Annotated in this window: 18 protein-coding genes and 1 pseudogene; 4 read left to right on the forward strand and 15 right to left on the reverse strand. The window is 63.5% G+C overall.

All coding sequences use genetic code 11. From position 1 onward, the window contains the following. The 9 genes and pseudogenes from AC1P6P_RS10360 to AC1P6P_RS10400 all read right to left on the reverse strand — a co-directional run. A partial coding sequence (locus AC1P6P_RS10360) for a cytochrome c-type biogenesis protein (protein ID WP_481402362.1) occupies positions 1–435 on the reverse strand: 435 nt, incomplete at its 3' end. Further along, complete coding sequence (locus tag AC1P6P_RS10365; protein ID WP_481402390.1) at positions 432–1,037, reverse strand: DsbE family thiol:disulfide interchange protein; 606 nt, start codon at positions 1,035–1,037, stop codon at positions 432–434. The genes AC1P6P_RS10365 and AC1P6P_RS10360, both read right to left, overlap by 4 nt. Continuing rightward, positions 1,029–2,996 (reverse strand): annotated as a pseudogene (locus AC1P6P_RS10370) (heme lyase CcmF/NrfE family subunit); the annotation flags it as partial. The pseudogene AC1P6P_RS10370 and the gene AC1P6P_RS10365, both read right to left, overlap by 9 nt. Before the next feature lie 176 nt (positions 2,997–3,172). Further along, positions 3,173–3,469, reverse strand: a complete 297-nt coding sequence (locus AC1P6P_RS10375) for a c-type cytochrome (protein ID WP_481402363.1) — start codon at positions 3,467–3,469, stop codon at positions 3,173–3,175. 51 nt (positions 3,470–3,520) lie between these two features. Continuing rightward, complete coding sequence (locus AC1P6P_RS10380; RefSeq protein WP_481402364.1) at positions 3,521–6,217, reverse strand: MtrB/PioB family outer membrane beta-barrel protein; 2,697 nt, start codon at positions 6,215–6,217, stop codon at positions 3,521–3,523. A gap of 21 nt (positions 6,218–6,238) precedes the next feature. Next, positions 6,239–7,204 (reverse strand): DmsE family decaheme c-type cytochrome, encoded by a 966-nt coding sequence (locus AC1P6P_RS10385; RefSeq protein WP_481402365.1) that lies wholly within the window; start codon positions 7,202–7,204, stop codon positions 6,239–6,241. Positions 7,205–7,438: 234 nt separating this feature from the next. Then, positions 7,439–7,978 carry a menaquinone-dependent protoporphyrinogen IX dehydrogenase gene (hemG, locus tag AC1P6P_RS10390; RefSeq protein WP_481402366.1) on the reverse strand — a complete coding sequence of 180 codons (540 nt, stop codon included), beginning with the start codon at positions 7,976–7,978 and terminating at the stop codon, positions 7,439–7,441. An 80-nt stretch (positions 7,979–8,058) separates the two neighbouring features. Further along, positions 8,059–8,631 (reverse strand): c-type cytochrome, encoded by a 573-nt coding sequence (locus AC1P6P_RS10395; RefSeq protein ID WP_481402367.1) that lies wholly within the window; start codon positions 8,629–8,631, stop codon positions 8,059–8,061. A gap of 181 nt (positions 8,632–8,812) precedes the next feature. Then, complete coding sequence (locus AC1P6P_RS10400; RefSeq protein ID WP_481402368.1) at positions 8,813–9,208, reverse strand: hypothetical protein; 396 nt, start codon at positions 9,206–9,208, stop codon at positions 8,813–8,815. Positions 9,209–9,469: 261 nt separating this feature from the next. On the opposite strand from AC1P6P_RS10400, the gene AC1P6P_RS10405 reads away from it, so the two are divergent. The 3 genes from AC1P6P_RS10405 to AC1P6P_RS10415 all read left to right on the forward strand — a co-directional run bounded on the left by AC1P6P_RS10405 (position 9,470) and on the right by AC1P6P_RS10415 (position 11,726). Then, positions 9,470–9,631 carry a hypothetical protein gene (locus tag AC1P6P_RS10405; protein WP_481402369.1) on the forward strand — a complete coding sequence of 54 codons (162 nt, stop codon included), beginning with the start codon at positions 9,470–9,472 and terminating at the stop codon, positions 9,629–9,631. 148 nt (positions 9,632–9,779) lie between these two features. Beyond that, the gene (locus tag AC1P6P_RS10410) at positions 9,780–11,081 is read left to right on the forward strand and encodes a hypothetical protein (RefSeq protein WP_481402370.1); all 1,302 of its coding nucleotides are present in this window, start codon (positions 9,780–9,782) and stop codon (positions 11,079–11,081) included. Continuing rightward, positions 11,082–11,726: a cytochrome b/b6 domain-containing protein gene (locus AC1P6P_RS10415; RefSeq protein ID WP_481402371.1), complete on the forward strand. Its 645-nt coding sequence runs from the start codon at positions 11,082–11,084 to the stop codon at positions 11,724–11,726. Here AC1P6P_RS10415 and pdxR read toward each other — a convergent pair. The 6 genes from pdxR to AC1P6P_RS10445 form a co-directional block, all read right to left on the reverse strand. Further along, positions 11,723–13,174, reverse strand: a complete 1,452-nt coding sequence (pdxR, locus tag AC1P6P_RS10420) for a MocR-like pyridoxine biosynthesis transcription factor PdxR (RefSeq protein WP_481402372.1) — start codon at positions 13,172–13,174, stop codon at positions 11,723–11,725. The genes AC1P6P_RS10415 and pdxR overlap by 4 nt on opposite strands. Before the next feature lie 153 nt (positions 13,175–13,327). Continuing rightward, positions 13,328–14,872 carry a Fic family protein gene (locus AC1P6P_RS10425; protein WP_481402373.1) on the reverse strand — a complete coding sequence of 515 codons (1,545 nt, stop codon included), beginning with the start codon at positions 14,870–14,872 and terminating at the stop codon, positions 13,328–13,330. 101 nt (positions 14,873–14,973) lie between these two features. Beyond that, on the reverse strand, positions 14,974–15,618 hold the full coding sequence (locus AC1P6P_RS10430; protein WP_481402374.1) for an FMN-dependent NADH-azoreductase: 645 nt from the start codon (positions 15,616–15,618) through the stop codon (positions 14,974–14,976). A 30-nt stretch (positions 15,619–15,648) separates the two neighbouring features. Next, a complete protein-coding gene (locus AC1P6P_RS10435; RefSeq protein WP_481402375.1) occupies positions 15,649–16,185 on the reverse strand; it encodes a VOC family protein in 537 nt (178 codons plus the stop codon). Between the two features lie 20 nt (positions 16,186–16,205). Beyond that, positions 16,206–17,348 carry a cobalamin-independent methionine synthase II family protein gene (locus AC1P6P_RS10440; protein WP_481402376.1) on the reverse strand — a complete coding sequence of 381 codons (1,143 nt, stop codon included), beginning with the start codon at positions 17,346–17,348 and terminating at the stop codon, positions 16,206–16,208. 83 nt (positions 17,349–17,431) lie between these two features. Continuing rightward, positions 17,432–18,214: a citryl-CoA lyase gene (locus tag AC1P6P_RS10445; protein ID WP_481402377.1), complete on the reverse strand. Its 783-nt coding sequence runs from the start codon at positions 18,212–18,214 to the stop codon at positions 17,432–17,434. Positions 18,215–18,355: 141 nt separating this feature from the next. Here AC1P6P_RS10445 and AC1P6P_RS10450 point away from each other — a divergent pair, with 141 nt between their 5' ends. Beyond that, positions 18,356–19,522, forward strand: a complete 1,167-nt coding sequence (locus tag AC1P6P_RS10450; RefSeq protein WP_481402378.1) for a CaiB/BaiF CoA transferase family protein — start codon at positions 18,356–18,358, stop codon at positions 19,520–19,522. Positions 19,523–19,542 lie beyond the last annotated feature (20 nt).

Raw genomic sequence — 19,542 nt, forward strand, 5'->3', positions numbered from 1 at the left:
GTCTTCGCTGAGCGGCACCGGCGCGGTGGCACGGTGATGGCGGACATAGACCACCGCAACGGCGCCGCCCAACACCAGCAGAACCATCGGCCCGAACCACAGCAGCCAGGTTTCCGAATTGACCGGCGGCTTCATCAGCACGTAGTCGCCGTAACGGGCGACGATATATTGCTTGACCTCGGCATCGCTGTCGCCGGCCACCAGCCGCTGGCGGACGATGACGCGCAGATCGTGCGCCAGGTCGGCATTGGACTCGTCGATCGATTCATTCTGGCAGACCAGACACCGCAATTCTTTGGAGATGGCGCGGGCGCGCGTTTCGAGCTTGGGGTCGGCGAGGATTTCGTCGGGACGGACCGCCCATGCGGCAGTACTCCACAGCGTGGAACATAGGGCGACGGTGGCCAGAGCCTTCACGATGCGTGCGCGGGTCACTGAAGCTTCCTTGCCAAGGGAATGATCTGCTCCCGGATGATTTCGGGCGTCAACGGTCCGGTCTGCTTGTAGCGGATGACGCCGTTCTTATCGATCAGATAGGATTCGGGAACGCCATAAACGCCGAAGTCGATACCGGTGCGGCCGAACAGATCGGCGCCGATGGCCGTATACGGATCACCCATGTTGCCGAGCCACGCCTTGGCGTCCTCGGGGCGGTCCTTGTAGGAGATGCCGACCAGCCGGATGCCGGCTTCCTTGACCAGCGGCAGCACCGGATGCTCCTCGCGGCAGGGAATGCACCACGAGGCGAAGAAATTCACCAGCGTGACCTTGCCCTTCAAGTCGGCCGTGGAAATGCCGGGCTTGCCGTCTTCCAGCGCCGGCAGATCGAACGCGGGCGCCGGCTTGTCGATCATCACCGACGGAATCAAATTGGGCGCGAAGCCCTCTTCCACCAGATGCAGCCGCCAGATGAAGAATCCCCCCAGCACCAGGAATCCGGCCAAGGGCACGATGTAGACCAAGCGATTGCCCGACGCCGCGGCGACCGGGGTGACTTCGATGGGCGCGGCCGGCTGCGGCAGCACCGTGGCAACCACGCGCCGGAGCGGGGCGCCGATGCGGTGATGGCGATCGGTCAGCGACACCAGCCCGCCCAGCACCATCACGATGGCGCCGAAGAAGATCCACGGCACCATCGGATTGTGGAAGATGTGCACCACCGAGCCGCCGTGCTCCGCCGGATCGCCCAGCACCGCGTAAAGATCGGCGATGAAATTGGTATGGATCGCCACCGTCGACAGCGGCTGCTGCGGATTGTTGTACATCCGCCGCTCGGGATGCAGATCGGCAACCAACCGCCCGTCGCGGATGACGACGAAATTGGCCCGCGTGGCGCTGTAATTGGGTCCGGCGACGTTGTCTTCCGCGCCGAGGAATTTGACCGTGTAACCGGCCACCGCCGCGGTATCGCCGGGGCGCATGACATCGAGATATTCGGTTTTCCACGCTACCGACGCAGCAACGCCGATGAGGACGATGGCGAGACCGATATGGCCGAGGGTCATGCCATAGGCCGAGCGCGGAAGGTGCTTGATTCGCCGCATTTTGTCGGCCATTGAGCCCTGAAACAGGCGGACCCGTCCGGCCCATTCGACCAGACTGCCGACCATGAGCCACGCCGCCAGCCCGATCCCCAGCCCCGCCAGCAGCGAACGCGACGACAACCCCGCCGCGATCACCGTCGCCACCACCGTGACTGCCGCCACCGCCGCGGCGAAACGCAGCTTCTTGAATGCGCCGGCCAGATCGCCCCGCTTCCAGGCGAGGAAGGGCCCGACCGCCATCAGCACGATCATCGGCGCCATCAGCAGCACCATGACGATGTTATAGTACGGCGCCGCCACGGTGATCTTGCCGAGGTTCAGCGCGTCGAGGAACAGCGGATAAAGCGTGCCGAGCAGCACCGTGGCGGCGGCGACGCTGAGGAAGACGTTGTTGAACAGCAATCCGCTCTCGCGCGACACCGTCGCGAACATGCCGCCGCCCTTCAGCGCCGGGGCACGCACCGCATAGAGCACCAGCGAACCGCCGGTGACGATGCCGAGCAGCAACAGAATGAACAGGCCGCGGCGCGGGTCATTGGCGAAGGCATGCACACTGGTCAAGACGCCCGAGCGCACCAGGAAAGTGCCGAGCAGCGACAGCGAGAAGGTGACGATGGCAAGAAAAATGGTCCAGGATTTCAGGGTGTCGCGCTTTTCGACCACGATCGCCGAATGCAGCAGCGCCGTCCCCGCCAGCCACGGCATCAGCGAGGCGTTTTCGACCGGGTCCCAGGCCCAATAGCCACCCCAGCCGAGGGTGTAATACGACCACCACGAGCCCATCGCCACGCCGAGGGTCAGCGAGCACCACGCGACCAGCGTCCACGGCCGCACCCAGCGCGCCCAGGCGGCATCGACCCGTCCCTCGATCAGCGCCGCGATGGAGAACGAGAACGCCATCGAGAATCCGACATAGCCGCCGTAGAGGAAGGGCGGATGGAAGGCGAGCCCGGGGTCCTGCAGCAAGGGATTGAGGCCCTCGCCGTTCAAGGGCGCCGGATCGACTCGCGTGAACGGACTGGAGGTCAGAAGAATAAAGAGGATGAAGCCGAAGCCGATCATCCCCTGTACCGCCAAGGCGCGGGCGCGCAATCCGGGCGGCAGATCGCGCCCGAATACCGACACCGCCATGCCGTAGATCACCAGTATCAGGGTCCACAGCATCATGGAGCCTTCATGATTGCCCCAGACGCCGGTAATCTTATAGAGCAGCGGCTTGTCGGTATGGCTGCTCTGAACCACGTTGACGACGCTGAAATCGCTCGTCACATGCAGCCACATCAGGCAGCCGAACGAGGTGGCCACCAGAAGAAACTGCGCGAATGCCGCCGGACGGTCGATTCGCATCCACGCGACGTCGCCCCGGCTGGCGCCGACCAGCGGCACGATCGCCTGAACCGCGGCGACGAAAAGCGCCAGAATCAACGAAAACAGCCCGATTTCGGCAATCATCCGCGAATATCCGCCCGCCTTGTCCCAGCGACCATAGTTCCGTTGCGCCGGAGGATTTGTCTAGAGCCTATCTAATTTAGTACCGCAAATGCACCCGGCACACGAGACCCAGGCAGCAACAAGCCGGGCGCCGGAAAATCCCGACACCCGGCTGCGATGCCTGCGGGGCAATCGGTCTATTTGCTCTTGTCGACCATGTATTGCACCGCCGCCCGGACTTCGGCATCGGTGAGAGCCGGCTTGCCGCCCTTCGGAGGCATCATGCCCTTGCCCTTGATGGTGGCGGCGGTCAGCGCGTCGACGCCCTGCGAAATCAGCGGCGCCCAGGCGGCCTTGTCGCCGGTCTTGGGCTTCATCATCTTGTGGCACGCGGCGCAGTTGGCATCGTAGACGGCCTGGCCATCGGCGGCCACCGCCGCGGTCGCGGTCATCACCACGCCGGCCAGCAGAACTCCAAAAAACGCAACCTTCATCACACTCTCCTTGCCAAGGGTCCCGCCGTGCACGGCCGGACGCCCGTTCGCCTAAAGCCTGACCCGCATCGTCATGCCGATCGTCGAAACGTTGTAGTTCGGCGGTCCGTAGCCGGCGTTGACGATGCTGATCGCGGTCCCGTTGTTGAGGGTCGGAACCACCGGCACTGGAATGTACTGCCAGTCGTTGTTGTTGAACATGCTGTAGCGATACAGCACCGCCGCTTCGATATTGTCGGTGAGCTGATAGACTGCACTGACGCGAATATCGTGCATGGTCGAATTTATGTCGGGATAGTTGGTCACGTTCTGGTACGACTGGGTGACCGTGGTGACCGCGACGCCGTTGAACTGGCCGAACAGCACCGAGCCGACCGACAGATTGTACTCGCCCGACAGCTTGAGCTTGTCGCTGAGCTTGTAGTCGCCCGACAGGCCGGCGGAATGCATCGCGCTGGTGTACTTGTTCTGGAAATACCCGGCGGTGCCGAGGCAGGTCCCGGTGTTGGTTTCGGCGCAGGCGCCGTTGCCGCGGTTGTCGTAATAGATCCGCTCGTACGAATAGTAGGCGTGCAGCGTCAGGCTTTCGCTCGGCCGGTAGTTGACGTCCGGACCCATGGTGACGGTCGAGGCGTTGGTGATGCCCTGGCCGAAGCCGGTGAGGCTCCAGTCGCCCGAATTGGTCGGGGTCGCGACCGAGTCCACGGCCGGATAATGGAAGCGGTTGTCGGCGTATTTGAGGAACACGCCGCCCGACAAAGCGCCTTCCGTGGCATAGTCGGCGCGCACCGTGACCGCGTCCGACACCATCGGCGCCTGATAGTAGGCACCCGACGGCGTGCCCTCCTCCTCCGGCCCGCCGGCCTCGAGGTTGCCCCAGGCGGTGCCGTAGTGCAGCGAGCCGGCGCGGTTGGAATGATCCCAACTCAATCGGGTCAGGATGTCCTTGCCGAGCATCGAACTGACATTCAGCCCGAAACTGTTGGTTTCGCTGTGCTCGACCTGCGCGTTGGTACGGTTGGTGTTGTTGAAGGAATAAGTCGCCGTGATCTTGGTGCTCGATTCCGGCAGCACGAGATAGTTCACCTCGGCGGTGCCGGTCTGCTTCACCCAGCTCTGCGGCAGCGCATAAGCGATCGAGTTGGCGGTGGATTCGTGGCTGGCACCGCCGTAATAGACCTTATAGGCATTGGTGCTGACATCGCGGGCGTCGAGGTTATAGGCGATGCGCGCGTCCAAATGCGTCGCAAGCTCGGTCGAGAACGAAGTGTTCGCCTGATAAACCCAGGCTTGGCCGCCGAGCGAGGTCACGCCGGTGCCCTGGTTCAGGCTGTTGAGATTGGCGAACCAGGTGTAGGTCGGGTTGCCCAGCGTCGGCGACAGATTGGGATCGGCGTTGTTGGCCGGGAATGTCGAATCCTGCAATTCGACGCCGAAACGGCCGTTGAAGTTGAAGCGGGTGTGCGGCGCCAGCTTGTCGTTCAGCATCACCGTGACGTAGTGGGCCGAATTGCTCGGCGGCGTCGAATAAAGCGACTGCTGCGCGTAGGGACCAGAAGTCGCCGACAGCGAGGCTTGCGACACGACGTAGGGCAGGATCGCGCCGACGTTGTTATCGGTGAAACGCGAGTAGCTGTACTGGATGATCGCCTGGTAATCGGGATCAATATAGCTCGCCGACACGTCGAAGCGGTCGGTGTCGAAGTCGACCGGCAGGGTGAAGGCCATGCCGCCCCAAGTCTGGCGGATCGATTCTTCGAGGCTGCCCTGCTTGTGCTCGTGCTGGATGTGGGTCGCGATCGTCCACTGATCCAGTTCCACCTTAGCGCCGACATCAAGCTGGTCGCGGCGGGTGCCGGTTTCGAACTGCTTGAAGTTGGGCGTCAGCGTCGCGACGGTGAAATTGGTGCTCAGCACGGTGCCCTTGGTCAGCGGGCTGTTCGAGGCTCCGCCCATCGGCAGCAGGTTGTTATTGACGAACCCGGTGTTGCCGTTGACCGTCCACAGCGACGAGATGATGTTGCCGGTATACGAAATCGCGTTGTAGCTGGCGGTGACGCCCCATGTGCCTTGCTCGCCGAAGGCGACATTGATCTCAGCATTGGGGCCGAGCTTGTTGTTGGTATTGCTGGTGTAGGCGTTGTCGCGGAAATTATCGGTGAGATGGCTGCCGGTCTGGAAGTCCAGATTGGCGCCCGACACGCTGAAATAGGTCGGCTTGTCGGCATTCGGCGCGGCGCGATGCAGCACATCGAATCCGAGCTGGACATCGAAGCCATTATAGGTGTTGCCGTTGTAGCGGCCGTACTGGCCGGTGTTATGGCCGCCGACCCATTGCGTGCCGATGGAGAATTCCTGCATGTTCAGCGGCTGCAGCAGCGCGGCCGGAATTTCCGGCACCGGCGGTGGCGGCGGCGGTGCAGGCGGCGGCGGCTCGACCGGCGCCGGCGGCGGCGGCGGCAACGGCTGACTGGTGCCGCCGCTGACGGGCTTGCCGGTCGCATTGGCCGCCACGGCGGCGCAATCGGTCTGTTTCCAATGTCCGCCGCTCAGAATCTGGCAGCGGGTGGCACCGTCACCCTGTCGGGCGACGGGCTTCTTGTGGTGATGGCGGGCGTGGTGCCGAGGATGCGGCGCCGACGCGTCAGTGGCAGACGGTGCGGGACCGGAGGCCTGTGCCAGCGCAGCCGGGGCGACCAGACAGGTGGTCGAAAGGGCCAGTGCACAGATCGAGAGCCAGTTCTTCATCAGTGTCCCCTTCTCCCCGCATCAGCGCTGGAAGTAAACGCCACTCGGGCTGTTCGAACCGTGGACCTGCGAATGGCAGTTCAGACAAGTCCGGTTGTTGGCGAGCGCCGAGTTGAAAGTCGCCGTTCCCGCCAGATTGCCGAATGTGGAATGGGCTCCGCCGAAGGCGCCGCCGGAACTGTTCGACACCGCGCTGTGGCAGCTCGAGCACATGAAGTTCATGCGTTCCTTCATCAGCCGCGCCTCGTTGGAGCCGTGCGGCGTATGGCAATTCAGGCAATTCTCGCGCACCGGCTGATGTTCGAACAGCATCGGACCGCGCTTGTCGGCGTGGCAGGTGTAGCAGGTCTGGTTGACCGTGAATTCCTTGAGCAGCTTCGGTCCCGGCGAGCCGTGCGGATTGTGGCAATCGCTGCAAACGGTTTTGCCTTCGCGCATCGGGTGATGCGAATACTCGAAGCTCTCGGCGCGCTGCTGGGCGTGGCAGGTGAAGCACTTCGCCGTCTGCGTCGTGCGGACCAGGATCGGGTCCTTGATCACATGCATGGTATGGCAGCTGACGCAGGCCAGATTGGCGTTCTGATGGGCGCTGTCGGCCCAGTTCATCCGCTTGGCATCCTGGTGACAGGTCAGACACGCTTCATTGCGGGCGGCGACCGGCGAGGCGTTGGGTCCGTTGAACACGACGGCCGGCAGCACCGGCTTGCCCGCCGCAAAGCCTTCCGCATGTGCCGCACTCGGGCCATGGCAGGATTCGCAGCCATGCTGACCGGCGGGCGAATGGGCGTCGCCCTTCATGCCGTGCGGCGTTTTCAGGATGTCGGTCGCCGGCGATTCATTGTGGCACTGCACGCACGTCGCCGTGCCGTGCTGGCTGTACAGCCCCTCGCCCGGCGATTGCGCCCAGGCCGGGGCCGCAAATCCGAGCGCGACCACACTGAGCAAGACCAGCAACGCGTACCCGACGATGCGATTTCCTGCCGACATACCTCGACCCCGCGATGGATTCCCAGAAAGCGCCCGGAAAGACGACTGCGCTCTGCCTGTTTTATGACGAAGCCGTAAGGAGAGCGACAGTACCAGTGGCGACAGTTTTGATGGTACCAGCCGCATTTTTGCGCGGTTGATCGAAATACCACAGATGTTTGTACGAATGACAAACGGGTGCGGGTGCGGGAAACTACCTATGCGCACACGAGAACTGCGCACGCGGCACAACCGTCAGCCTACCGACGATGTCGCTGATTCGCACACGGCGATTCGGTCGGCGATCGCGTCGACCTGGTCCCAGTCGGTGAATTCAACCACCGCGGCAGGATCGGTGGGACCGCCCGTCATCCTCATGATAAGCCGGATCATGAAACGGTCGAATCGTGAGTAGCGCGGATAATCGAGCTTGCCTGCGACGGCCTCGGCCAGCACCGGCTTAAGCCCATGCTTGTGCAGCACCTTACGCAAGTACGCATTGCCGTCCGCCGATTGCTTGCCGGGTTTTCGCGCGGTCAGGTTGACGGAGATGAAAACCAGCGGCGGTGGCGCCGGCAGTTTGCGCAATCCAGCGAGGAATCGATCCGCCTGCGGCAGGTGATAGCCGTACCGCACCGCTGCCACCACGACGACCAAATCCTCTCCGACCGGCGCGCATCGCGGCGCGGCGAGATCCTGCAGCACGGTCACGATGTCCGCAGCGGCAAGACGGCTGGCGATGCGGTCGGCAATGCGATGGGCCTGACCATCGTGAGAGGCATAGAAAATCTGCATGACGAAGGAACCAGAACGAGGATGGCGTGAGGCGCGGATGGTAGCATCGCGGCCGGCAAGAAAACACCCTCGCAACGTCGTCAGTCATTCGCCAGATACGACGACAGCGCTTCGATCTGATGGTCGCTGAGGGTCTTGGTGGCCTGATTCATCGCCGCGCCGTGGCGCAAATCCGAGCGGAAGGCGCCCATCACCATGCGGAAATAGGACGCGTGCTGGCCGGCGACTCGCGGCGTGGCGCCGGCGCCCTCGCCGGCGCGGCCATGGCATTGCTGGCACGCTGCGACGCCCTTCGCGGGATCGCCTTGCTGGTAGAGCTTCTCGCCCTCGGCGGCCAAGGCGCCACCGGTTTGCGGCGGAGTCGGTTTCTGCGACGCGAAGAATTGGCCGAGGTCGCCGATGGTCTTGTCGTCGAGCGTGCGCGCCGTGCCCCACATATAGCCGCGCGCGTGGGCGTCGTCGCGCTTGTGATCGCGGAAGTTCTTGAGCTGCGCCGCGATGTACGCCGCCTGTTGCCCGTTCAGTCGCGGATAGATCGGAGTTTCGCTGTCGCCCGTCGGGCCATGACACTTCTGGCAGACGCCATTGACGGTCGATTGCGCGAACGGATCGGCAGGCGCGGCAGTGACCACACTGCCCACACCGAACAGCAAGATTCCGGCCGAAGCCGCAGCCACAAGACCAACCGTCCGCACGCGAGGCCCTCCCAATATTGGAACAATTCTAGCATACAGCTGCGCACCCGCCAATGCCGATTTCGGCGGGATTCGGGCACACCTCTGCAGTCGCGCTCCAAGCTGAAGCGACGCGTCGCGTCATGCGATACCGAACGGTTCAGTGCTCTTTCAGATTGGTGGCACGCAGCGTGACCGCGGCCGCACAGAACTCACCCGCATCCTGCGCCTCACCGCCCGCAGCGGCCGGGTTGCGATATTTGAGCGTGAGCTGCTGCCGCGACTTGTTCATGCAGATTTGCGTCAGGGGCAGTGCACTGCCGGCGACGTTGCCGACCACCGCGCCGCAAATGATCGCCTCGCTGGCGACGGTCTGCTTGAGCTGGGCGACCTGGAAGTAGTCCCTGGCGGTCTTCAGATACAGGTATCCCGCCCCGCCGATCGTCTGGACGTACTGCACGTTCTTGCCGTCGTTGCAGGTGGCAACCCAGGTCGTCGCCTGCGCGGCGACGGCCGTCGACGCCATCAGCGCCGCAAAAAGGATGAACTTTTTCATTGTCGGTCTCCATACCTTCGGGCTGTACGCGAGAGCCGGGCCGCGTGCCGGCGTTTGAACCAACGCGGCCAATTCTATACCCAGCATACGGACAATGCCGCCGACTTCCGGTCGCTACACTTTGACGCGAACCGCACGGCCGTAGTAGGAGCAAACAAACCGGCTGTCGCACACGCCGCGAACCCTTGCTGGCAGCGCGATCGTTTGCGATGATGACGGCAACTCGGTATTCGCATCCGGCCGAGGGCGGAGACTTTCATCATGTACGCCAATCGCAAGCGACTCGACGTCCTGAAGGATATTTTTCTGTTCTTCGCCGCACCGGTTATCGCCTTGGCTTATCTTGTACTTTTTCCCTACTACGCGGCCGGCATGGTGCGCCGGGCGTGGGCGGCCAAACACAAGGCGCCGGCGAATCCGTGACCCGCGTTTCGCATGGCGGACGGGCCCGGTTGCTGTGCGCGGGAATTTTCGGATGGGCCGAATACGTGTAGATAAGACGCGAAGCGGATCTGCGGACGCCGACATATTCCGGGGTTGCGCGCACATACCGACAAGGGCTGGGACCGTCATGGCCGCGATTTGCAACTCAAGCCGGTTAGCTCGGCACATATACAACTGGAGCCTTATCGTCGGCCTGTTGACCGTACTGGCCGCTTTCGTCTCCCCGGCCCAGGCGCTGTCGCCCGACGACCAGAAATGCCTCGCCTGCCACCAGAACGCGATGGAAAAGCCGCTCGCCAATGGCGAATCGCTGTCGCTGCAGATCCACCCCGACAAATTCGCCGGCTCGGTGCACGCCATGTTGGGCTGCGCCGCCTGTCACAGCGATATCGACATCACCAAACACCCGGCGGGCGTGATGCCGATCGCAGGCAAGCACGAATTCTCGGTCAAGCGCTCCGAGGTCTGCGCCACCTGCCATGCCGATCAGGCAACGCAGTGGAGCCACAGCGTTCACGCCTCGCTGGTCCGGCTGGGCAATCCCCTCGCCCCGGTGTGCACCAGCTGTCACAATCCGCACGCGGTGGTGCACGGCGTGGCGCAGTCGATGGCGACAGTGCCGTGCAAGACTTGCCATAGCGATGTTTTTGAAGCGTACGCGACCAGCATCCATGGCACGCTGCGCGCCGCCGGCGTCACCCAGGCTCCGCTCTGCTTCAACTGTCACGGCGCCCACGACATCAAGGTGCCGACCGCGGGCGCCGGCCTCAAGGCGACCTGCTTCGGCTGTCACAAGGATGCCGAAGCCAAGCACGCCAACTGGCTGCCCAACAGCCAGCTGCATTTTACGGTCGTCGCTTGCGTCGCCTGCCATTCGCCGCGGGCGCACCGCAAGGTCGATCTGGTGCTGTTCAACAGCTCGACCAAAGAAGATTCGTCACGGCCGCTCGGCGTGCCGGAATTCGAAAGCGGCGCCGGCGCCACCGGACTGCCGGCCGCGACGATCGTCACCGTGCTGCAATCCTTGAACCAGCCCGGTGTCGCGACCAAGACGGCGATCCGCGGCCGTCTCGATGTGACCAGCGGCGTCGAGGCGCATCAGCTGGCGCCGGCCGATCAGGCGATCAGCAATTGCGCCACCTGCCACAAGGCGGGTTCGGAGGCGTTCCAATCGGTCACCATCTCGGTGGCGGGCCCCGGCGGCATTCCGGTCAGCTACGACGTCAACAAGGAGGCGCTGCACTCGGTGATGTCGCTCAACGCGATCGGCGGTTTCTATGCCATCGGCGGCACCCGCATCACCCTGCTCGACGTGCTGTTGGTGCTGGCCATCATGGTCGGCGTCGGCATCCCCATTCTGCACATCATCATCCGCTGGCTGGCGCACCGGCCGGGCGACAAGGCGGGCAGCCCCCCGAAGGAGCCGTAGATGCACAGGATGTACCTTCACCCGCTGCCTTTGCGGCTGTGGCACTGGACCAATGCTCTCGGCATGGTGATCCTGGCGCTGACCGGCATCCAGATCCGCTATGTCGGAACCATCGACGTGGTGTCGTTCCACACCGCGGTAGTGATCCACAACTACACCGCGTTCGTGGTCATCGCGAATTTCTTCGTCTGGCTGCTGTTCCACCTGTTCACCGATCAGGCGCGCAACTATCACGCCGAACTCAGCCCGCGGCAGATGTTCGAAGGCTGCCTGCGCCAGCTCGTCTATTACGGCTACGGCATGTTCAAGGGCCTGCCCAACCCGTTCCACGTCGGCATCTATCGCAAGTTCAATCCGCTGCAGGCCCTCACCTATCAGGTGGTGATGCTGGTGTTCGTGCCGCTGCAGATCGTCACCGGCCTCTTGCTGTGGGACGTGACGCGGTTTTCCAGAATCGTCGATTTCGTCGGCGGCGTGCGCGTGGTCGATACCGTGCATGTGCTGATCTTCACCGTGATCTGCTGCTACATCCCGTTCCATGCCTATCTCGCCACCCTCGGCCGCACGCCGATGGAACACATCAAGGCGATGATCACCGGCTACGAAGAAACCGAAGACGAACCGGGCGAAGAGAAGAAGGACTAATTCGCCGCCTTCAGCGCCCGCGCCAGCATGGCGATGCCTTCGCGCAACCGCTCGGGCGGGAGCGCGGCGTAGTCCAGCACAACGGCGGTTTCGTAGAACAGGCTGTCGCACCACTGCGCATCGGCGATGGCGGTGAGGCGCACGCCGGCCGCAGCGGCCTTGTCGCAAACCGCCGACGCGGGGCGCAGCGATTTCGGCAGCAGCCACGTCAGGCGCGTGCCGGACGAGGTTCCGATCAGATCGACATCGCCGAAATTGCTCTTCAGCGCGGCAATCAGGGCGTCACGCCGCTCGAGATAGGTTTTGCGCAGCCGGCGCAGATAGTGATCGTATTCGCCGGTGGCGATGAGACTGGCGACTACCGTCTGCTCGAAGCGCTGGCCGCCCTCCATGGTCATCGCCTTGATGGCGGCAACGCTGGCGGCAAATTCGGCCGGCACCACCAGATAGGCAACGCTCATCCCGTCGCCGAGCACTTTGGCAAACGAACCGGTGTGAAAGGCCAAGCCATAGGAATCGAGCGCCGCCAGCGGCGGATGGGCGACGCCGGTATAGCGGAACTCGCCGTCGCAATCGTCTTCGATGATATAGGCGCCGGCACCTCTGGCCCATTCGATCAGGCCGGTCCGCCGCGACATCGGCATGGCGCCGCCGAGCGGGCTCTGGCGCGCCGGCGTGACATAGGCAAGGCACGCCTGCCCGCCCGGCAGCTGGTCGACATCGAGGCCCTGTTCGTCGACGGCGACACCGAACACGTCATCCGTCCGCAGACGGAATATGTCGGCGACGCCGGGATCGCCGGGCGCTTCGATCACCACGCGCCCGCCGCGGCGCAAAAACAGCTCGGCCACCAGGCTGGCGGCATGGCGGCGCCCCGACACGATCACCACCTGCTCCGGCAAGGCGAGGATGCCGCGCGTCGCCGCCAGATGATCGGCCACTACCCGGCGCAGCGATTCAACCCCGGCCGCAGGCGCGGCAGCGGCAAACACGGCCGGATCGGCGTCGAGCACGTCGCGCATCCGCCGCAGCCAGACTTTCGCCGGCAAGGCGTTGGCCGGGTTCGTCGCCGCCGGTCCGAAGTCGAACCGCACCGCCGTCTTGACCGGCGCGGGCGCATCGCAGGCGATGGCAGTCGGATACAGCGCGGCGTGACGCGGCGCTGTGCCATTGACAACCGGCGGGGGCCGGGCGCCGTCCGGCAACGTCGGCGAGACGAAAGTCCCCACCGCCGGCCGGGTCTCAAGATAGCCTTCGCTGATCAGCCGTTCATAGGCGAACAAAACGGTGCGGCGCGACACGCCGACCTGTTCAGCCAGGAAGCGAGTCGCGATGACGCGGGTGTTGGGCTTCAGCCGGCCCGTCAGAATAAGCTGACGGAGCTGCTCAAATAATTGATCGTGAAGGGGAATTTCGGCAGATCGATTGAGTTGCAGCGGCAGGTTCATGGCCGTTTCTGCCCCCTGCCAAACCCGGCAGGCCATCCGCTTGAATCCCGACAGCCATAACAGCGCCGGCCCTCCTTAGAGTCAATCTATTCTAAATCCCGGCCGCGATAGCGCTTGCGCCTACACCGACTGCAGCGTCGCGGCGAGGTCCGCCTATTTCGCCTCGAACAGCTCCTGATAGGCGGCTTCGACTGCGGCGACTTCGTCCGCCGTGAGCGCCTTGAATTCGCGGCTCCGGGCGCGATCCGACAGCCGCCCGTCATTCTGGCGGAGAAAGCCCAGCAGCGTGTTCAGCGTGCGATCGGGCATATCGACCAAGCCCTCAAGGCGCACCCGGAAACGGTCGAAGCGGCGCAGAAACTCAGTTTCCTGCGGCAGGTCGTGCTCGATCGTTGCTTGCACGCAGCCATAGAGAAATTCCGCATGCGGCGTGGCGTCGAAGAAGCGATAGAAATCGGCGGTGTCGTTCAGCACGCGAATATTGCCGGTCTCGGTCGCGTCCCACTGGATCAGCGGCAGCAGGCGCGCGGAATAGCTTTCCAGCGTCGTCCGATACGCCGCAATGCGTTCGAGGATCGCGGCCGAAATCGGAAAAATCAGTCCTTCCGGGTTGAACCCGCGCTCGGCCAGGACGTGATGAACGAGATAGCGATGAAGCCGTCCATTGCCATCCTCGAAGGGATGCGCATAGACGAACCCGAACGCAAGCACGGCGGCGGCCACCACCGGATCGAGCTGGCCGGTCTCGATGCGGTCGAATTCGGCCATACCGGCCACCAGCGCCGTCAAATCTTCGGGACGGGCGCTGATATGATCGGGGATCGGCGCTTGCGTGTCGCGGTCATGCGCACCGACAAACCCGCCGCCGCGCCTTAGACCCAGATGCACAAACCGCGCGTCTCCGATCACGAGCTTCTGCAGCCGCAAGAGTTCGTCGAGATCGATGGAGGCCTTTCCGGCCTGCCCGATGGCTCTGCCCCACCGTTCGACACGATTTTGCGGCGGGCGCTCTCCTTCGATGACGTAACTCGATCGGGAATCCTTCAACAGCAGGAAAGAAGCCGTGCGCGCCAGCAGATCGGCCGGGACTTTGGCGACCAGGGCACGGGCGCGGGCCGCAAGGTCCATGGTGACGAAGCGATCCAGCGTCGGCGTGCGGAACACCAACGGGCAGAACTGGGGCGTTCCGGGCAAATTATTGCGGACGCGATGGCGCGGCGAGTTCTCGCCTGCGACGGCGTATTGCTGCTCGGGATCGACCGCCGTGACGTAGGTGCCGGCCGTCGCCGCCGGAACATCGAGCGTTTGGCCCAGCAGCCATTCGTACAAGAACCAAATCCGGCGGGCATAACTGCCGGTCGGCGTTTGCCCAATGATGCGGGCGATGTCGTCGGGCGAACAGCGCTTAAAGAGGCGCTTCAGAACCGCGAGGTCGAGGCCCTCATATTTGAGGGCAAAGGTGAGGTGGCCTTCGAGGCTCGGCTCCGGCGCATGGCGCGGCGTCAGAATTCGCCAGCCTTGGCCTTCAACGAGGCGGTGGTGCAGCCCGATCGCGTGCAGAGTGCGAGGAATGGGCACGGCCAAATCGTAGGCGTCGATCAATGCCGCATAGCCGGCCGGTATCGCCGGTTCGGGCAGGCGTCGTTCGTGAAAAACGCTGACGAGGCCTGAAAAAAGATTTTTTTCTCCGTCTACCATGAAAAACAATTACTGCCGACCGACGCGCACGGCAAGTGAAAAACGATGATTATTTCGAATTCCCTCGAATTTCGATTACATCCCGCCGACGAGGCAATAGCCTATTCGGCCATTGGCGCCGGGCGGGCGTGGCGGACAGCGCCGGCTTGGCGCAAGGCCGCCTCATGCGACAGGCGGCGCTGCTCGGGCGTGATCTGGATGCCTTCGGCGACAATGAACTCGAGCCGGGTGACGCCGATGAAGCGGAAAATGGCGCGCAGATAGGTTTCGAGATGCTCGTTTTCGGGCTGGCTCGAATGGGCGCCGTAGAAACCGCCGCGCGCGACCGCGACAATCACCCATTTGTCGCCGCACAGCCCGACCGCGACGCCTTCCGGCGTGTAGCGGAAACTCCGCCCGGTGATCACGATGCGGTCGATCCACGCCTTCAACTGGGTCGACACCGTGAAATTGTACATCGGCGCACCGATCACGACGATGTCGGCGGCGAGAAACTCGTCGAGCACCGCTTCGCTCGCCCGCCGCAGCACCTCCGACGGATCGGCGCTCACGGCGCTGCCCGCCAGCGGATACTTGGTGGGAAGCATCGCCAGCGTCAGATGCGGCAGCGGCGCCGCCACCAGATCGCGATAGCTGACCTCCACGTCCGGCAATGAGGCGCGGATCGACGCGACGATGGCGGCCGAGACCGAACGGCTGATGGAGGTCTCGCCGAGAATACTGGAATCGAGATGGAGGAGTTTCATCGTCGCGCCCGGATGGTTGGGTGACCGGCTTCAGCGAAAGGTATTGTTCGAGACGTGATTGCCCTTCAGCCAGCGCCACAGGTCTTCGTGGGCCGTCTGGCGTCGCTCGGCGTTGATCTTGTCGGACCCGGGCGCATCGAGCGCAAACTCGAGGATCATGCCGTTGGGATCGACGATATAGACCGACCGGCAATAGCCATGCTCGAGCACAAAGGTGTCGGGTTCCTTGTAGCCGGCGAGCTTGATGCGCTCCTCGATGGCGTTCTGCGTATCGGCATCGACATCGAGCGCGATGTGATGGAACGGCGAGAACGGCAGCTTGGGGCCGAACTCTTCGGCGTCGTCGGGATCGGCGAACTGGAAGAAGGCAAGCGCACCGCCGTCGCCGATGCCGAAAAAGCAGTGGCAATAGACGCGCAGCTTGCCGAACAAAACATCGGACTCGCTCCAGGTGGCGACCAGCGGCAGTCCGATGACTTCCTCGTAAAACTTGCGCGTCTTCTCCATGTCCTTGGTGACGTAGGCGTTGTGATGCAAGCGGTTCGGCAGTTTGGCTTCCGTTCCCATGGTCTCTCCCGTCTGTTGTTCTACCAGAAACGTTTCGACGCGATCCGGGCGCCCTCGGCGAGCGCCGCAAGCTTGGCATAGACGACATCGGGATCGACGCCGCCCGAGCCGACATGAATGGAAAAGCCGCAATCGACTCCCGCCATGACGTTCTCGCGCCCGAGCAGATTGGCATAGCGCCCGATGCGGTCGGCGACGAGTTCGGGATGCTCGATGTAGTTGGACTGGCATTCGATCACGCCCGGCACCATCACTTTGCCGTCCGGCGCCTTGATGCTTTCGAAGATGCGCCATTCATGGGCGTGCCGCGGATTGGCGGCCTCGAACAGGATCGCCCTCGGCTTGGCCAGCGCCAGCACGTCGATGATGTCGGCGAACGGCACGTCGCAATGGTGAGGGCCCGGATAATTGCCCCAGCACATGTGCATCCTGAGCTGGTCGGCGGCAATGTTGCGCACCGCATGATTCAGCGCCTCGATGTGGAGCTGCATGCGCTTGCGGAATTCGGCCAAGTCGAGATCGGCATATTGGACGTGCCGGCCCATCGCCAGATCGGGACAATCGAGCTGCAGGATCATGCCCGCCGCAGCGATGGTCTCGTATTCGAACCGCATCGCGTCGGCGATGGCATAGAGGTATTCCTCGTGGGTCCTGTAATACTCGTTGCGGAAGAACAGCGAGATCACACCGGGCGACGCCGCCGACGAGAACTGGCCGGCCGCCGTCTTGCCGTGCATCGCCGCCGCCATGTGCTCGACATCGCGCTTGGCCGATGCAAAATCCTTGACCGCGATCGGGCCGTTGCAGGCGGGCGTCTTGCGCGCCTTGCGGCCGGGATTGGCGAACACGCGCTCGGCCGTTCCGGGAAATTCAGCGAGGTCCTGGAAAACATAGCTCGTGCCGCTGCCGCCGAACCCCGCGAGCCGGTCTTTCACATAAGTGGCGTAGCTCGGCTTCGACATCTCGCCGTCGTTGACGATATCGATCCCGGCCTCGATTTCACGCCGCACGGTTTCGTCGATCGCGTCGCCGACGCGGACATCGAGCGCCGGCGCATCGACCGGCACACCCTCTTCCTTCGCATACATCATGCGAATGAGATCGTCCGGTCGCGGCAGGCTGCCGGTGTGCGTGGTCAGGAAGCGATCCGTGCTGTGCAGCATGTTTTTTCGCATACCGAAGATAACTTCGGATAGAAGCGTAATGCGACGGCGCGCAAAATGTAAAGAATGCCGTTAGGGAGCCTTCACTCGGATTTGCGCCGGCCATCGTAAGTGATCGCGTCGGCCGCGGCGTGGGACATCACGAAACCGATCGGCCGTTCCCGCTCTTCCTGCAGATGCGCCAGCAGACCCGCGGTGCGCGCCAGAATCGAAATCGACTTCAGCGCGGTGACCGGAAAGCCGATCTCCAGCAGGATCGCCGGAATGACGCCGTTGATGTTGATCGGCAGCGCGCGGCCGAGCGCTTCGGGCAGAACGCTTTCCACGGTGCGCAACATGCGAAGATAAGGCCCGTCGAGCCCGCGTTCGGTCGTCAGCGCCAGCAACAGATTGGCGCGCGGATCGCCGCCCGAATGCTGCGGATGACCGAAGCCGGGTATCGGCGCTTTCACCGCCCGCATCGCCCGAATCCGCTCCAGCGCAGCAGTTTTCCCATCGCCGCCCGCATCGACCAATTCGGCAAGGAACTGCCCCGCCGCCTCGGCGCTGCCGAGCACGACCGATCCCGAGCCGAGCAATCCTGCGGCGACCGCCCCTTGCAGCGCTTCGGGGGCTGCGGCCAGAGTCATGCGCGCCGCCTGAACGCTGGGAACGAGCCCGTGCTCGGCAATCGCCACCAGCAGCGCGTTGACGAAGAAGCGCTGGGTCTCGTCCGGGCGCACGCCCATCAGCAGCAGGAAAAAATAATCGACGAAATCGATCCGCCCGATCAGCTCGGCGCAGAGGTCGTGACCGCGCACGGTGATCGACGCCGCATCGGAGGTGGAAATGGCGGTGAAGGGGGCGTCCTGCTTGCCGATGCGCATGAGGTTCTCCGTTGCGTGGGTGACCGAATAATTCCAAATACCGAAATTGACTTCGGCATGCGGAAAATTCTAGTTTGCCGTCGAACCAAAGAAAAGAGCGGCCCTGCCGCAACGGAAGCGGCGGACGCTGGCGGAGTCTGCATGATCAAGGTGCTCGAAGGCGTTCGCGTTCTGGAAATGGGAACGTTCATCACCGGCCCGGCGGCCGCCATGTTCCTGGCCGATCTCGGTGCCGACGTCATCAAGGTCGAGCGGCCGCAGACCGGCGATCCCTTCCGCGCCTTCAACGGCGGCCTCTACAGTCCGCATTTCCAGACCTACAACCGCAACAAGCGCAGCCTGACGCTGGATACCCGCCATGCCGGCGATCTTGCCGTGTTCGACCGGCTGGCGTCGGACGCCGATGTCTTCATCGAGAACTTCCGGCCCGGCGTCGCGGAAGACTTGCACGTCGGCAGTGAGCGCCTGCAGAAGCTCAATCCCGCCCTGATCTATTGCGGCATCTCGGGCTTCGGGCCTGATGGTCCGGACGCCGACCGCCCCGCCTATGACACCGTGGCGCAAGCAGCGAGCGGCTGGCTGCGGCTGCTGATCAATCCCGCCAATCCGCGCGTGGTCGGACCCGCCATCGCCGATGCGATCACCGGCTTCTATGCCGCCTTCGGCATTCTCGGCGCCTTGCACGAACGCCAGCATACCGGCCGCGGCCGGCGCATCGATGTGTCGATGCTCGAAGCGATGTGTCATTTCAATCTCGACGATTTCACGCATTACTTTGCCGACGGCGAGATCATGGGGCCGTTCAGCCGGCCGCAGGTTTCGCAGTCCTATGTTTTCGAATGTGCCGACGGCAAATGGATCGCGCTGCATATGTCCTCGCCGGAAAAATTCTGGCAGGGGCTCGCCGCCGCCATCGAAAGGCCCGACATTTTCGCCGATCCGCGTTTTGCCGACCGGCCCGGACGCATCGCGCATCAAGACGCGCTGATCGCGCTGATGGGCCCGATCTTCAAACGACAGCCGCGCGACGAATGGTGCAGCCGCCTGGAGCGCGAAGGCGTGCCGTTCTCGCCGGTCTATGACGCCAGCGAGGCGCTCGAAGACCGCCAGGCGAAGCATCTGGAAATCGCCGTCGAGGCCAATCATCCCACCATGGGACGATTCCGCAGCGTGCGTTTCCCGGTGAATTTTGATGGCCAGCATCTCTCCGAGATCGTGCCGCCGCCGACACTGGGCGAACACAACGACAGCATCCGCAGCGACTTCTGGCGGCAACGGCGCAACTCTTCCGCGGATGCAGCGGAATAGGACGCGGCGCATACATTTAT

This window comes from Rhizomicrobium sp. (genome assembly GCF_056722145.1).